A 15,733-nucleotide genomic window follows, 5' to 3' on the forward strand; every position below is an offset into this window, starting at 1 on the left:
ATAACTAACTTATTTAGGTAAACACTAACAGGTTAAAGCTCTATTTAAGAATTAAAGTTAATTCATTAATGTTTGATCGTTTTATGAAAGGCTATTTAAATTGTTTTTTATCACTTTAGTCAAATTCTGAAGAAATTTCTCTGCGGCCTTTTATAACTTTTATAATATTCTTCATCGGCTTTGGAGAGTCTTTTCAAAAATTTATTATGAGCTCTTTTAAAGTCCGCCCTTCTACTCCTTATCTCTATTTCTCTTGCTTCTTTTAAGTCTTTTTGAATTTTTCTCATTGCATCGTGAAGGTTATGACAAAACAATAGATGTTCATCATCATCAAATAAGGTGTCCTGTGTGCAACGCCTACACCTCATTGCGACTCTGGTTTTATCTTTTGCTCCGCCTAAAAATAAAAAGTGCTGAACATCGTCTTCGCCCAGTTCACCGGCCACCTCTTGATGAACTCCAATGCCATCGTCAATAAATACGACTTTATTGCCCTGTAATTTATTCTTTATCAAATATTCTTTGATAGTTTTTCCTTTATTCAGAGGCATTAAATAATCAGGGTCTTGAGGATCAGGCTCTGGTTCGAAAACTGCAGTAAATGGAGTAGTAATTTTTGCTAGTTCCAGTTTATCTTTTATCCCTGGTGCATGAGAAACAATAATCATATGGGCATTAGGGAATTTACTTTTTAGTTGCTCTAATTGGCAATTGATATCAACTTCTATTGGTTGAGTTGCTTTAACGCCATCTCTTTTAGCGCTTGTTTTATGCACTAATGTTTGATCAATGTCGAATACAAACACTGGCGGTGGTTGCTGTGGAGGGACTGTATCTATCACATCAGCGATCGATAGTACCGCCTGCATTTTTAAAGGGACACGATTAGAGTATTTTAGTTCAAGAGGAACCTGTGTAGTTATTTTAGTTCTGCTCACTTGGCAATTAGCTGTTAATTCCTGATAGCTTGGATCAATTCCGAGTACGTGAAGCTTGTTGGTGTTATCTAATCTTTTCTGACCAATTCCAGCATAGTCACTTCCTCCTTTTGTCCATTGCTCTCTGGGGATAGACCGAGTTGAAGAGGTTGTTATTGTTGGAAATTCGGTGCCAGCTTGCACACTTTTATAGTTGTCTACATCAAATATGCTATCAAGTTCAATTCTGTATTTTGATTTAAATAAGAAATCCGGAGTCAAACGTTTAATTAAGCTTGCTTCACGGATCCGAAAACTTTCTCTGCCATCATCCAACTTGACTTTTTTTACTTCAAATTTTCGCTTATAAGGCTCCCCCCCCTTAAAAGCTGAAAAGCTAAACTCTACTTTTTGCCATTTCTCATATTCAGAAATATCACTTTTAAGCTTTTGCTGGTTTTCCCAATAAGCTTTGTCTTTCCCAAGGTCCCACTCAACATCGTACGTTGTCGATGCCGTTTTTGGAAGAGGAACTCCTGTATCTGGCATAAGGGTTGATCGGTGAATTAGCCTCGATTGATTATATACCTACATGCATTACCTAATACAATGGCAGGTAATTAATTCTATTTCATATTTCGGAATAAAAATTACTAATTGCCGAGCTAAAAGTTAATATTTAGAGGAAGTAACAGCAAATTCAATTAAGGTAAAATCACGAGCCTTTAACAGATACAAAAGCGCTGGGTTCACAACATTGCTTTTACCCAGCACAAATACAATCAGTTAATAAAACGATTTTTGCTCTTCAGCCATTTTCAGTAATAAATTACAAGGTGCAAAACGTTCACCAAACTGTGATTGATAGCCTTTCAGCATATCAACTAAGTTTGCCACACCAAGTTGATCCATATATCTGAACGGACCACCTAAGAATGGAGGGAATCCAATACCGAAAATAGCACCAATATCTCCATCTCTTGGTGAAGCAATAATGCCCTCTTCCAAACATCTTGCAGCTTCGTTTAGCATTTGCACCACACAACGCTCAGCTACCATTTTAGGATCTTTATTTGCTGTTGGGTTTAAGTTGAATAGCTTATAAACTGATTCATCAACTTGTTTTTTACCTTTCTTTGCGGCTTTGCCGTAGAGGTAAAAACCTTTCTCACTTTTACGACCTTTACGACCATCATTGAGCAGTTTATCGAACGCTTTTGGCGCTTCGAACCGTTCACCTAATTCCTTTTCAAGGATCGGTGAGATCTTAGCTCCAACATCAATGCCCACTTCATCTAATAGCGTCATTGGCCCAACTGGGAAACCAAATTTAACTAACGACTTATCAAGGTGTTCAATGCGTTGACCTTCTAGTAATACACTTGCTGCCTCGTTCATATAAAGCGCAAGTATACGATTTACATAAAAACCAGCACCATCTTGAACCACAATCGGCGTTTTTCCTTGTTTTCGAGCAAAGGCTACTGTGGTATCAATGGTTTGTTGAGAAGTTTTCTTATGAGCAATCACTTCCACTAACGGCATTTTTTCAACAGGAGAGAAATAATGCAGGCCGATAACATTTTCTGGTCTTTCTGCTGCTTCAGCGATTTGACCAATAGGTAATGAAGACGTATTAGAAGCAAAAATCGTATCTACGCTGCATTCACGCTCAATATCTTTCACCATTTGGTGTTTAAGGTTTAAATCTTCAAAAACGGCTTCAACAACAATATCGGCATCTTTAACGCCTTTATATTCTGTGGTCGTTGTCATCAATGCCATCGTTGCATCACGCTCAGACGACTTCATATGACGGCGTTTAACTTTCTTATCCAGTAACTTGTATGCGTATGAAAGTGCGTTACTTAGCCCGTTTTCATTAATGTCTTTTACTCGAGCCGGTATACCAGCTTTGGTAGTAGTGACCGAGGCAATACCACCGCCCATTAAACCGCCACCAAGCACAACCGCCTTGTTCACTTTCTTAGCATCGGCTTCGCCTGCTTCTTTTTTCATTTCAGTGGTTGCGAAGAAAATACTACGAAGTGCAGCCGACTCTTTGGTCATCACTAAATCGGCAAAATGACGTGCTTCAATGTCTAAACCCGCAACCATGCCTTTTGACATACCCACTTTGACGCAGTCAATGATCTTAGGCGGTGCAGGGTAATTCCCTTGTGTCTTTTTATTTACCTGTTTAGCCGCTTGATCAAACATGATATTTCGGCCAAAACTGTTTGATTCAAGTATTTTATTGACGAGTGGCGTTTTGTGTTTTATAGGCTTTTTCTTACCGCCTTTTGCTAGTTCAATAGCTGCATCCAACAGAATTGAGCTAGGAACTACATCGTGAACTAGACCATTTTTTAAGGCTTGTTTAGGACGAAGTTGTTTACCTGTCAACATCATATCTAATGCAGTTGCGATGCCGACTAATCTTGGTAAACGTTGAGTGCCCCCACCACCTGGAAGCAATCCCAACATCACTTCAGGTAACCCAAGCATGGTTTTAGGGCTGTCACTACAAATACGCATATGACACGCCATAGCTAGCTCAAGACCACCACCTAAACAGTTACCATGAATCGCAGCAACAACAGGAAAAGGTAAACCTTCGAGTTCAGCAAAAACCTCATGCCCTTGCTTTGACAACGTTCTTGCGTCTTCTGCCGTTGCACATGCATCAAGCATCTTGATATCTGCGCCAGCAATAAATGAATTTTTTTTACCAGAGATGACAACCATACCTTTGATATTACGGTCGGTTTTAATCTCCTTGAGTAAATCGGTAATTTCTTCAGCAAATTTAGCTTGAAGTGTGTTCACTGATTCGCCAGGCACATCCATAGTCAATACAGCAATGCCGTCATCTCTTCGAGAAAGGTTAAATGTTTTTTCCATCAGTTATCACTCCACTTCTACTATCATAGCTGCACCTAGACCACCAGCCGCACACGCTGTAGCCAGCCCTGTACCACCGCCACGGCGTTGTAACTCACGACAAACCTGTGTTATCAAACGAGTACCGGTTGCTGCAAATGGGTGACCGTAGGCAATTGAACCACCTAACACGTTAAATTTAGCCATATCGATGTCGCCAATGGCACGTGACCAACCCAAATTATCCTCAGCGAATTTTTTGGATGCGAACATTTTCATATTCGCTAGTGTTTGAGCGGCAAAAGCTTCGTGCATTTCAATTAAATCTAAATCTTCCAACTGCATCCCTGCACGCTCCAGTGCTCTAGGTGTTGCATATGAAGGCCCCATCAGCATGTCTTCCCATACATCAATGGCACTGAAAGCATAACTCTTAATATAACCAATTGGCTGATAACCCAAGGCTTTCGCTTTACCTTCACTCATCAAGATAACTGCAGATGCACCATCCGTAAGTGGCGTACTGTTAGCTGCAGTCACCGTACCGTGCTTTCTATCAAAAGCAGGACGTAACTTTGCATAGCTATCTAAGTTAGAATTAGTACGAACGTTATTATCTCGTTCGAAAAATGATTTATATGGAGGAACGTGAGTGCTCATCACTTCATCATTCAGTACACCGGAATCCCACGTTTTAGTGGCTAGAGTATGTGAGCGATGCGCCAGTGCATCTTGGTCTGCACGGCTAATATTGTGGGTCTTTGCCATTTGCTCAGCCGTTTGGCCCATGCTTAACCCTGTAGAGTATTCAGCAACTGCAGGGGGAACCGGCATCAAATCTTTTAGTCCCAGCTTCTTGATGATATTCCAACGTTGACCAAGTGTTTTAGCTTTAGTCAAATCAACAAGGCCGCGAGCTAGCCGTTTTGAAACTTGAATCGGTACGACGGATGATGAATCAGCACCACCAGCGATACCCACATCAATATTCCCCGTCATAATTGATTCAGCCACGTTGACTGTTGACTGAAAACTGGTAGCACATGCACGAGTTACACTGTAAGCATCAGTACCAATATCCATACCTGTGCCCAAAACAATTTCACGAGCAATATTCGGCGCAGCTGGCATTTGTACAACTTGCCCATAAACAAGTTGCTCAATGATTTTAGGATCAAGCTCATTGCGAGCAATCATCTCATTGACGACCATTTTACCTAAATCTACTGCTGGTACTCCGTGTAATGCGGTTGCTTGCTTCGCAAATGGAGTTCGAAGACCAGCAACAATAGCGATACGTTCGCCTTTGCTATTAGTGAGCTGTTGCTTACTACCCATGTATTACCCCTGTTCCATTAGTTGCTGATTAAGCATAGTAAATATATATGAGTTCTTACCTGTTGCTTTGTTTTTGACGTCGCTTAAACAGGTCTGACCATAAAATCTGTGATCTGATTCTAACTATTTAAAATCAAGTTTCAAACACTTGTTTATATTTTTAAGACTAAAAATGAACTTTTATTTGCTTCTTGCTATCTATTAGCTATAAATGGTAAAAAATAGCAATACTTTCTGATTACTAGCCAAATACTAATAGATTACGAGTTACCTCATGCCCTTAAATCGTTTTCAAACTCTGAGAAAATACTTAAATTTAGTGATTCTCGGCCAACCTGTTTTGACCGAAAATTTATTAACTGCACTTGTCGCTGACGGCCATTTACTCGTAGAGGGCCCGCCAGGACTTGCAAAAACTCGTGCAGTCAAAGCGTTATGTGATGGTATTGAAGGTGATTTCCATCGTATTCAATTTACCCCTGACTTGCTGCCTGCAGACTTAACAGGTACTGATATTTATCGTGCACAAACGGGTGAATTTGAATTTGAAGCTGGTCCTATTTTCCATAACCTGATCTTAGCGGATGAAATTAACCGTGCGCCTGCAAAAGTGCAATCAGCACTATTGGAAGCCATGGCTGAAGGCCAAGTTACCGTAGGAAAGACCAGTTACAAGCTGCCTAAGTTGTTTTTGGTCATGGCCACTCAAAACCCGTTAGAAAACGAAGGCACTTACCCGCTGCCTGAAGCACAGTTGGACCGCTTCTTGATGCATTTGAATTTGGATTATCCATCTGCGGCTACTGAAGTTGAAATCTTACGTCAGTCCCGCAAAGAAGCTCAGACTAATAAACATCTTAAAATGGAGCCTATTAGCCAAGAAGATGTTTTCGCAGCACGAAATTCTGCCCTACAAATCCATCTAGCCGAAACGCTTGAAAAGTACATTGTTGATATTGTGATGGCGACTCGTCAGCCACAAAAGTACAGCGATAAGCTAGCAAGTTGGCTTGAATATGGCGTAAGTCCCCGCGCATCCATCTCACTTGAGCGCTGTGCTCGTGCTAGAGCTTGGCTACAAGAGCGTGATTTTGTCTCTCCTGAAGATATTCAAGCTGTTGCACCAAACGTTTTACGTCATCGTTTATTGTTAAGCTATCAAGCGCAAGCTGAAGGCGTAAATGCCGATGATGTGATCAATGAGATTCTTAGCCTAGTAGCGGTACCTTAATGGCAATTGAGTTAGATTTACCGCTGTTTGCCAATGGCGTTCAGTTATCCGAAAAAGAACTGTTAGCGTGTCAAAACCTTGCCAAAGCATTACCGCAAAGACATACAAAGGCGAAAGCCGCTTTAGCTGGCCACCGAAGTAGTGCCATTAAAGGCCGTGGGATGGAATTTGCTGAAGTACGTCATTACCAGCAAGGTGATGATGTTCGCACCATTGATTGGCGAGTAACAGCCAGAACAGGCAAAGCGCACACAAAACTCTTTGTTGAAGAACGTGAGCGCCCTATTCTGCTGTTTATCGATCTCAGCCACAGTTTGTATTTTGGCTCTCAACTGATGTTGCAGTCAGTTCAAGCAGCGCACATTGCGGCAACTTTAGGTTGGAACGCCATTAATCATGGCGATCGTTTAGGTGGCATTATTGCTTCAGAAAACGAGCACCTTGAATTAAAACCAAGAAGTCGCCGTCTAGGCATTTTACAATTGGTTTCGTCTTTGACTAAGCTCCATCAGCAGCAGCTTAACCATATTGGTGATGAAGATTATCAGCAAGATCATTTAGTCAGCGCTTGCCAACGTTTAAAACGTCTCGCAAAGCCAGGTTCGCTCATTTGGATTATCACCGACGGACAAAACTTTACACCTGAATGTGTCGCACCACTGAATGAGTTAAAACGTCATTGCGATATCAATGCATTCTTAGTTACCGACCCATTGAGAACCGGTGAGTTACCGTTGCCAAGCCAGTTTTCTTTGCCAGTTCGTCAAGGAAAGCACAAAACCATATTGACTCAGGGCAGCTATAAAATCTGGTTAGCAAACGAAAAACAAAAGCAAAACGAATTTATTAATACAATGAAACAACTCAAGGTATTTCCAAGAGTGATTAACTCGGGTAAAAAGCTGAGTGAGCAGTTGGAGTTATTACGTATATGAATGCGACAAATCCAGCTCTTGCTCAATTAAAGGATATTCAAACTCCAGATGCTATTGGTGTATGGCCTTTGGCTATTGGTTATTGGGTTGCGTTAGTTATCGTAATGTTAGCCATTGTCGGACTGATTTATTTTTATAAGAAAAACAAGCAACAATCATTAGTAAAAAAGGCAGCTGTCTCTGAGCTCAATCAAATAGAACTCCAAAATACCCAAGAGTTTGCAGTGCAAGTCAATGCCATTCTAAAACGCGCCGCATTGAGCTACTTAAAAAGAGAGCAAGTCGCAGCAGTTGATGGTGAGAATTGGTACCAGTTTCTAGATGCATCATTAGCTGAGAATAAACGAGGCCAGTTCAAAGCCTTGCTCAATCAAAGATACAGTAAACAAGGTTTATCTGATGAGCAAAAGCAACAGCTCAAGACACTGGCCATTTTATGGATTGAAAAATCATTACCTCTGAAAGCCGAATCAAAAAGTGTCTTATTGCTGAGTAAAGAATCATTAACTCAGGGGGCCAAATGTTAACACTTGCATGGCCTTGGCTATTAATTCTATTACCATTACCTTTGCTTTTTCAAAAACAACATAAGCAAGAAGTTGCAGGTCACCTAAAACTTCCAACCACCAGCACTACACAACTTGTTGGAACCATCCATACCAAGTTCTCTAAACGTTGGTATTGGCTAATGTGGGTGTTTCTGGTGCTTGCTATTGCACGCCCACAATGGCTCGGCGAGCCAATAGAACTCCCTAGCAAAGGACGTGACTTAATGGTTGCGGTGGATTTATCTGGCAGTATGCAGATAGAAGATATGGTGTTAAATAATCAGACCGTTGACCGGTTTACCATGATTCAAAAGGTTGTTAGTGACTTCATTGATCGCCGAAAAGGTGACCGAATTGGTTTGATATTGTTTGCCGATCACGCCTATCTACAAGCACCACTTACCCTTGACCGACGCTCTGTAGCCCAGTTCTTAAAAGAAGCTGAGATTGGTTTAGTCGGAAAACAAACTGCAATTGGTGAAGCGATAGGTTTAGCTGTGAAACGCTTTGATAAAGTAAAACAAAGCAACCGAGTTTTAGTGCTTTTGACAGATGGTTCAAATAACGCTGGTGTCATTGAACCGATTGCAGCGGCTAAAATCGCCGCAGAAAGAGGCATTACCATTTACACCATCGGAGTTGGCGCCGATGTCATGGAGCAACGCACTTTCTTTGGGCGTCAACGAGTTAACCCGTCAATGGATCTTGATGAAAATACCTTAGAGCAAATTGCAAAGATGACTCACGGAAAATACTTCCGAGCGAAAGACGGTCAGCAGTTAGAAAATATATATAAAGATATCGACAAGCTTGAACCTGTTGCTCGCGATCAGCAAACCTATCGCCCACGTAGCGAGCTTTTCTATTGGCCTTTAGGGTTTATGCTATTAATCAATATTCTATTAAGCCTTGCCAAACTTCCCTTTGTTAACGAACAGCTTAATCGTTTTAAATCCAGTGGAGGTCAACTGTGAGCCTTCACTTTATTAGACCCGAATGGCTTTGGACATTATTACCATTGGCAGGGTTACTTATTGCGCTCTACAAAACTCAAGGGGCCAGCACTGCTTGGTCAAAATATATCGCCCCTCACCTCGCCCATTTGTTAGTAGATTCTGGTGAAAAAGAATCAAATAATTCGATACTGTATATCGCCATTATTTGGTTCCTGTCTGTGATTGCACTTTCAGGGCCTGCAGTAACAAAGCAAAATCTACCCGTTTTTGCGAGCACGCAAGGTCGAGTCATTGTTATGGATATGTCTTTGTCGATGTACGCCACTGACCTCATTCCTAATCGTTTATCTCAAGCCAGATACAAGGCAACCGATTTGATTAAGTCTTTGAAAGAAGGCGAAACAGGGCTCATTGCTTATGCCGGTGATGCATTTACTATTAGCCCACTCACTCGTGATAAAGCGACTTTACTCAATTTATTACCAAACTTATCACCGAATATTATGCCTGTCGCAGGCTCAAATATTGTTGCCGCCCTCACCAAAGCCAAAGAGTTACTTGCGCAGGGTGGTCATATTAAGGGCGACATCATCTTATTTGCCGACGGTATAAAAGCCAGTCAACTTTCTGATGCAAAGGATGTGCTTTCAGGCACCGATTATCGCTTAGCAATTATGACCTTCGGAACCGCTCAAGGTGCCGCAGTTCGTTTACCTAACGGCGATTTATTGCGTGATAACGCTGATCAAGTCGTTGTTGCAAAAACGGACTTTCATGTACTGTCAGAACTCGCTTCGGGTTTTCATGGCATCGTTACTCGTAACCAAGCCGATGACTCTGACACTCAAGACATTGAGAATTGGTTATCTACTGATAATTCAGCAAAGTTAACTGACTTACAAGGTGAGGCTTGGCAAGATCTCGGCCCTTATGTTGCACTATTGATTTTACCGTTATTACTTCTCAGTTTTAGAAAACAATTCAGTGTGGCGTTACTTCTCGTGGGTCTAGGTTTATCTCAACCTAACACAGCCTACGCCATGGACTGGGATTCATTATGGAAAACTCAAAACCAGCAAGCGCAAGAGGCATACGATAATAAAGATTATCAGCAAGCCGCAAAACAGTTTGACAACCCTCAATGGAAAGCCAGTGCAGCTTATAAAACGGGTAACTATCAAGATGCCTTAAAAGGGTTTGAGCAAGATAAATCAGCCAAAGGTTTATACAACCAAGGTAATAGCTTGATGCAGATGAATAACTTTTCTGAAGCGGAGAAACGTTACCAACAAGCGTTAGAAAAAGATCCTAACTTTGCTAAAGCAAAACAAAATTTAGATCTCGCCAAAAAACTGCAAAAACAACAGCAGCAGCAGCAGAATCAATCAAGCTCTGATCAAAACAATAAGGATCAGAACAAGAACGACCAAAATAAAAACGATCAGAATCAACAAGATAAAAATAAGAACCAGCAAGGAAGCGATAATAAGGATCAAAAAGATCAGGAGCGACAAAACAAGCAAAATCAGCAAAATCCAGATCAACAGAAAAATAACCAAAAACAGGATCAGCAAAAATCTGGCTCACAAGATAAGCAGCAGAATCAAAAATCTGATGAACAACAGAATGAGCAACAAAAGAAACTACAAGATAAAGCTGAACAAGAACGACAGCAGGAAGCTGAAGCCCAAAAACAGAAGCAACAACAGCAAGAACAGCAAAAAGGTGAAACACCAATAGAGAAAGTAGATCCAAATAAACTGAAGGATTTGCCACCTGAAATGCAGCGTCAGCTCAAAGCTATCCCTGATGATCCGCAATTGCTCTTGCGTAACAAAATGCAACTTGAATATCAAAAGCGTCGCCAACAAGGCCGATTACCAAAGGAAAGCGAACAGTGGTAAAACGACTCATACTCCTAACGATTAGCCTCTTCGGCTTTATTCATTCAGCCGTTGCACTGACAACAATTGAAGCCTCTGTTGACCGCAACCCTGTGGTTCAAGGGGAATATTTTGTGCTGACGGTGACAGGTGATGATGATTTAGCGGGTAACGCCATCGATACCTCGATTTTAGATAAAGACTTTGTTATTGGTCGAACGAGCGTTAATCGCAGTACTCAAATTATCAACTTCGATACACAGAAAAAAACCAGTTGGCAAATTTTACTGGCAGCCAAGAATAAAGGTATTGCCACTATTCCAGCTTTTAGTATCAATGGTGTGAAATCCAATCCAATTGCGTTGCAAGTGGTCAAGGATAGTAACGCACAGCAAAAATCGAAAGACGTCTTTATTAAGACCACATTAAAGCATAATGAAGCGTATGTTGGGCAACTTCTCACTTATAACGTAAAGCTTTACTTAGCAGTAGATTTACAACGTGGTGTCCTTAACGCACCTGATGTGGCAAATGCTCAAGTGAAGCAAATTGGTGATGATAAAGATAAAACCGAAATCGTTAACGGACGCCGCTTTAGGGTCATCGAGCGTACTTATGGTGTCATTGCAGATAAACAAGGAACTGTCGATATCGGTGAAGTGAGTTTTGAAGGTGATGTGTTAAGCAATGCTCGCCAAGGGCTAGGTATGTTTTCGTTTAATGAAAGCCGCCCTGTTCGCGTAACATCCCCCTCTCAAAAAATCACAATTTTACCTAAGCCTAAAAGCTATCACGGTAATTGGCTCGTTTCAGATTTAGTCGTACTAAAAGAAAACTGGTCTAAGCACGATAAAGATTATGAACTGGGCGCACCGATAACTCGAACCATAACACTTTATGCTTCAAATACCGATGAAACCAGCCTTCCTGAAATAGAGTCTGTATTACCAAGTAATATGAAAAGCTACCCAGAAAAGCCAAAGCGTAAAATTTATTCACGTAACGGTAATATTGTAGGTGAGCTTGTACAAACAGAAGCTATAGTTCCTACTAAAGCTGGAACCTTTACTTTTCCAGAAGTTAAAATTCCATGGTGGAATCCAATCCGCAAAAAACAGGAATACGCCACGCTTCCAGCTAAAACTATACTCGTAAAAGGACATGCACCGGCTGCAAATGTAAACCCTATTATCACGCCTTCTCAGTCGCAATCATCAACTGAGTATTCAGCAGGTTATTGGCCATGGTTAACCGCCTTATTCGCTCTCCTCTGGTTAGCTTCAAGCTTTATGTGGTTAAGAAAACCAAAAGAGTTGCAAAAAGCTGGCAATGACGTATCTGATATTGGCTTAAACCCAGCTCTAAGCCTAAAAGAGACTGAAAAAGAGATTAGAAATAATTTCGAGAAAAATCACTATGGAAAAGTATTAAGTCTACTGCAAAAATATTATGTGGTTAAACTAGGTCGCCCCGTCAACCTTTATCAGTTGACTCAATTATCACCTGAGTTGTCCGACCTGATCAGTAAACTTCAGGCTACACAATACGGTAAAAACAACGTGCAAATAGATATCTCACTGTTAAATCAAGCACTAAAGATTCACGTTAATTTGAAAGAAAATGCAAAAAAAGACGGTTTTGTTGATTTAAATCCATAAATTTAACAAACATTAAAAATTTTAGGCTTGGATATAGTTCAAACTAGCATTAAGCTACAGAGCTGACTTTGTCGCTTTACATTAATTTACAGTTACAAAGTTATCCAAGTGAACATTACTCTTTTCTTATACTTGGGGTCAGAGAAAAGAGTAAAAATTCTAATAAATTAAAAAAGATAATAAAATGTTTGATAGTTTGCGAAAGAAAAAGTCGGATGATGCGGTCTCTTTAGACATGATAAGCAAACAACGACGTTACGAAAGCCTTGTGCGGGCACTGAATACTGACATATACCGATATGCATATTGGTTAACCGGTAACAAGCACATAGCTGAAGATATAACACAAGAGACCTTTCTACGTGCTTGGAAAGCTTTAGACTCTTTAAAAGACGATAAAGCAGCAAAAGCATGGTTGATTACTATCTTGCGTCGGGAAAATGCCAGACGTTTCGAACGAAAGCAGTTCGACTATTCTGATATTGAACAGGATCACTTGGAAGATGTGTTTTCTGGAAGTAATGAGGACCATGCGGAACAATATTTACTCAGAAAACAAATTGGGAATTTGGAAGTGGAATATCGTGAGCCATTATTACTGCAAGTTGTTGGCGGTTTTAGTGGTGAAGAAATTGCCGAAATATTAGATTTGAACCGCAATACTGTTATGACCCGACTATTTAGAGCCCGTAATCAGCTGAAAGATGCATTAGAGAAACCTGAAGTTCGAGGGCGAGCCAATGGATGATTTAGAATTCCGACGTAAGGTGTTTTCAGACCCCAATAGTCAGGAGCCTGACTTTTTGCAAGCACTTAATGATGATGCAGGGCGAAGAGACACATACAATAGCGTTAAAGCATTAGATGATAGAATTAGTGATGCGTTAAACGTTGATACACCTGATGGTATGGCTGAGCGTTTAATCCTCAGGCAGCAGCTTAAACAGCATCACATTCATAAGCGTAAAACAGGTTTTACGCTTGCGATGGCCGCATCAGTAGCCTTTGTGGCAGGCATTGCATTTACTCTATTAAGAAATGCGCCTGTTGATTTGACAGAACATGCTATCGCTCATGTTTACCATGAAGATGTAGCAATGTCAGCTGACCACGATATTGGTTTTAACGACCTAAATAAACAGTTGGTCTCATTGGTAAGTATGAAAGGCGCCCACTTTACTCAACAACCTGGTGAAGTGCACTACTCGTCTTATTGCGATTTCCAAGGTGTTAAAAGCCTACATATGGTAATGCAAGGCAAAGATAGCAAAGTGACTGTCTTTATCGTACCTGAAGAAAAGCGCATGCAGTTTGAAAAGTCATTTTCAGACAAGAAATATCAAGGCATGACCTTCAAAAAAGACGGAGCTTACATGGTACTCGTTGGCGAAGATAAAGCTGATTTAAACTATGTAAAGAGAGAGCTGGAAGGTACATTTATTTAATCGAGATGTATTTCGCATAAAAACGGCTGCAATTGTGAATTGCGGCTGTTTTTTTATGTACGTAATTTGTAGAATACTCAGGTAGCCATTTTTTCATTTTTTATATGACAGATTTTAGTATTTTCAACAAAGCCACCAGCCAGTCTTTTAAGCATCAAAAGGGCTTCATCAAAAGAGTTCTGAATGGTAAAAACTCGAATTGCCCTGAATGTGGTAAAGATTTAGAGCTTATTTTACCGACAAAAAAAGAGGCCGTGAAGAATCCAGGGATTTATTGCAAGAAAGGTTGTACTGATATTGAGTTGGATATGGATGCCGTTCAGCTTTAGGTGAGTTTAGTCAACTCACGCTTCTACATTTAAAACCTCTTGCTCGTCATACCTGCGCAGGCAGGTATCCAGTGACTTTTTGATGCGAAGCATCACTTGTTTAAGAGGTAAAACTTCTGCGAAGTTTATAAAGTCGTGGAGTTGCACTCCACACCGCCTCAAGGAGAGTTCACCAGCAAACTCTCCTTAAGAATCCTCTATGCCGCCCCAACGAAGCTTAGCGTTTCAGATATTATTGAATAAATGACTAACAGCTCTGATGGTACATCCTGTACCCCAGAGCTTGGCTCGACGTCCTTGTCTCGCCCACGTCATTTTATATTCAATAATATCTTCAACAGCTTCGACGGGAATTGTTGTAGCCTATAAGGGTATTTGATGAATTTAAATAGTAAACAATACTTTTAACTCAAATATTATCGCCATTCCTGCGAAGACAAGCAGCTAAGTAACGACTCTTCTGTATATCGATAATCCAGCCCCTTTGTGATACGTAACATCACATTTGCAAAACAGAATGACACTCAAATACCATCTTGCACTACAGCTTGAAAAATGAGAGTTTGAAATACTAAATTAATAACAATTAAGAGTAACCATTAAATGAGCAGTCCTATTGGAGGTTTTTATTTATCAGCATTAAATCGAAGGCAAAAAGAAAAATTTAATCTTTCTCAAAATATTCACGTTAATCTTCAAATACACTTTAAGTTCAACGATAGAGAACCTATATTTTGCTCTCATAATACAATCATTGGTGAAATTTTAGAGTTTGAATGCAATAACAATGCAGTACAGATCGAGACAAAACTTTTAAAGTCAGGCTTACTCAATGCTGTATTAGTAATCAACGACAATGAATTAAAGTTAAAACAAGAATTCAATTTGCTCCCTAATGAAGCAGTATCTTCAACTATTGCAGAGAATAGTCAATTAAAGATCAGTATCCTTGCTTCCCAGGATACTGAAAGCAAAAATAGTAAATAAGAGACTTCAATAGTTAATAGGCGCTCTCATTAATATGAACATTATTGATCTAACACTTCTTTTTTTAGTCATCATCGCCGTGTTATCCATTGTTTGGAGTACGCTGAAAACGGGAATTTCTCCGATGATGAGCTCAGGCAAGGCGTGTGAGGCTATGGTTGGCGAAATAGAGTTCGATAAAGAAGGAGCTGTGATTGATTTGGGTTCTGGTTGGGGTACGCTTGTGATACCGCTTGCCAAAAAGTATCCCAATAAGCAGGTTGTAGGTTACGAACTATCTTGGCTGCCGTGGTTGGTTTCAGTCATTTTGAAATACAGTTTACGGTTAGACAACCTCACTATTCATCGTAAAAACTTTATTAATGCGGAACTCAATACCGCTTCTAATCTTGTGTGTTACCTTTTCCCCGGTGCAATGATAGCCCTTCAAGAAAAGTTGGAAAAAGAGGTTTTTAATGAAGTGACGATTGTGAGTAACACCTTCGCCCTACCCTCATATAAACCAACAAAAATCACTAAATTGAATGATTTTTATCGTTCACCGATTTATGTATACCACTGGCCACAGAAGTGATTTTCACTTCTACTTCGTTGTCACCACTTCGTAATTTTCTCTTTTATAA

Annotated in this window: 14 protein-coding genes; 11 read left to right on the forward strand and 3 right to left on the reverse strand. The window is 40.3% G+C overall.

Going from position 1 to position 15,733, the window contains the following annotated elements; translation table 11 throughout:
- Positions 1–119: 119 nt before the first annotated feature.
- The 3 genes from AC1EU2_RS00700 to fadI all read right to left on the reverse strand — a co-directional run bounded on the left by AC1EU2_RS00700 (position 120) and on the right by fadI (position 5,138).
- Positions 120–1,466 (reverse strand): hypothetical protein, encoded by a 1,347-nt coding sequence (locus AC1EU2_RS00700; protein ID WP_480296072.1) that lies wholly within the window; start codon positions 1,464–1,466, stop codon positions 120–122.
- A 237-nt stretch (positions 1,467–1,703) separates the two neighbouring features.
- The gene (gene fadJ / locus AC1EU2_RS00705) at positions 1,704–3,821 is read right to left on the reverse strand and encodes a fatty acid oxidation complex subunit alpha FadJ (RefSeq protein WP_480296073.1); all 2,118 of its coding nucleotides are present in this window, start codon (positions 3,819–3,821) and stop codon (positions 1,704–1,706) included.
- A gap of 6 nt (positions 3,822–3,827) precedes the next feature.
- Positions 3,828–5,138, reverse strand: a complete 1,311-nt coding sequence (gene fadI, locus AC1EU2_RS00710; protein ID WP_480296074.1) for an acetyl-CoA C-acyltransferase FadI — start codon at positions 5,136–5,138, stop codon at positions 3,828–3,830.
- Positions 5,139–5,412: 274 nt separating this feature from the next.
- Here fadI and AC1EU2_RS00715 point away from each other — a divergent pair, with 274 nt between their 5' ends.
- The 11 genes from AC1EU2_RS00715 (at position 5,413) to AC1EU2_RS00765 (ending at position 15,684) form a co-directional block, all read left to right on the forward strand.
- Complete coding sequence (locus AC1EU2_RS00715) at positions 5,413–6,369, forward strand: AAA family ATPase (protein ID WP_480296075.1); 957 nt, start codon at positions 5,413–5,415, stop codon at positions 6,367–6,369.
- Entirely contained in the window at positions 6,369–7,304 is a 936-nt protein-coding gene (locus AC1EU2_RS00720) for a DUF58 domain-containing protein (RefSeq protein ID WP_480296076.1), read from the forward strand. Before AC1EU2_RS00715 ends, AC1EU2_RS00720 begins: the two co-directional genes overlap by 1 nt.
- Positions 7,301–7,831 (forward strand): DUF4381 domain-containing protein, encoded by a 531-nt coding sequence (locus tag AC1EU2_RS00725; protein ID WP_480296077.1) that lies wholly within the window; start codon positions 7,301–7,303, stop codon positions 7,829–7,831. The genes AC1EU2_RS00720 and AC1EU2_RS00725 overlap by 4 nt, the downstream gene beginning before the upstream one ends.
- Complete coding sequence (locus AC1EU2_RS00730) at positions 7,825–8,826, forward strand: vWA domain-containing protein (RefSeq protein WP_480296078.1); 1,002 nt, start codon at positions 7,825–7,827, stop codon at positions 8,824–8,826. The genes AC1EU2_RS00725 and AC1EU2_RS00730 overlap by 7 nt, the downstream gene beginning before the upstream one ends.
- Positions 8,823–10,712: a VWA domain-containing protein gene (locus AC1EU2_RS00735; RefSeq protein WP_480296079.1), complete on the forward strand. Its 1,890-nt coding sequence runs from the start codon at positions 8,823–8,825 to the stop codon at positions 10,710–10,712. The genes AC1EU2_RS00730 and AC1EU2_RS00735 overlap by 4 nt, the downstream gene beginning before the upstream one ends.
- Positions 10,706–12,349 carry a BatD family protein gene (locus AC1EU2_RS00740; protein WP_480296080.1) on the forward strand — a complete coding sequence of 548 codons (1,644 nt, stop codon included), beginning with the start codon at positions 10,706–10,708 and terminating at the stop codon, positions 12,347–12,349. The genes AC1EU2_RS00735 and AC1EU2_RS00740 overlap by 7 nt, the downstream gene beginning before the upstream one ends.
- Positions 12,350–12,533: 184 nt before the next feature.
- Positions 12,534–13,097 (forward strand): sigma-70 family RNA polymerase sigma factor, encoded by a 564-nt coding sequence (locus AC1EU2_RS00745; protein WP_480296081.1) that lies wholly within the window; start codon positions 12,534–12,536, stop codon positions 13,095–13,097.
- Positions 13,090–13,794: a DUF3379 domain-containing protein gene (locus AC1EU2_RS00750; protein ID WP_480296082.1), complete on the forward strand. Its 705-nt coding sequence runs from the start codon at positions 13,090–13,092 to the stop codon at positions 13,792–13,794. Before AC1EU2_RS00745 ends, AC1EU2_RS00750 begins: the two co-directional genes overlap by 8 nt.
- Positions 13,795–13,898: 104 nt before the next feature.
- Positions 13,899–14,123 carry a hypothetical protein gene (locus tag AC1EU2_RS00755; protein ID WP_480296083.1) on the forward strand — a complete coding sequence of 75 codons (225 nt, stop codon included), beginning with the start codon at positions 13,899–13,901 and terminating at the stop codon, positions 14,121–14,123.
- Positions 14,124–14,726: 603 nt separating this feature from the next.
- On the forward strand, positions 14,727–15,110 hold the full coding sequence (locus AC1EU2_RS00760) for a hypothetical protein (protein WP_480296084.1): 384 nt from the start codon (positions 14,727–14,729) through the stop codon (positions 15,108–15,110).
- Between the two features lie 34 nt (positions 15,111–15,144).
- Positions 15,145–15,684, forward strand: a complete 540-nt coding sequence (locus tag AC1EU2_RS00765; RefSeq protein WP_480296085.1) for a methyltransferase — start codon at positions 15,145–15,147, stop codon at positions 15,682–15,684.
- Positions 15,685–15,733 lie beyond the last annotated feature (49 nt).

It is taken from the genome of Parashewanella sp. 2304DJ23-3 (assembly GCF_056591695.1).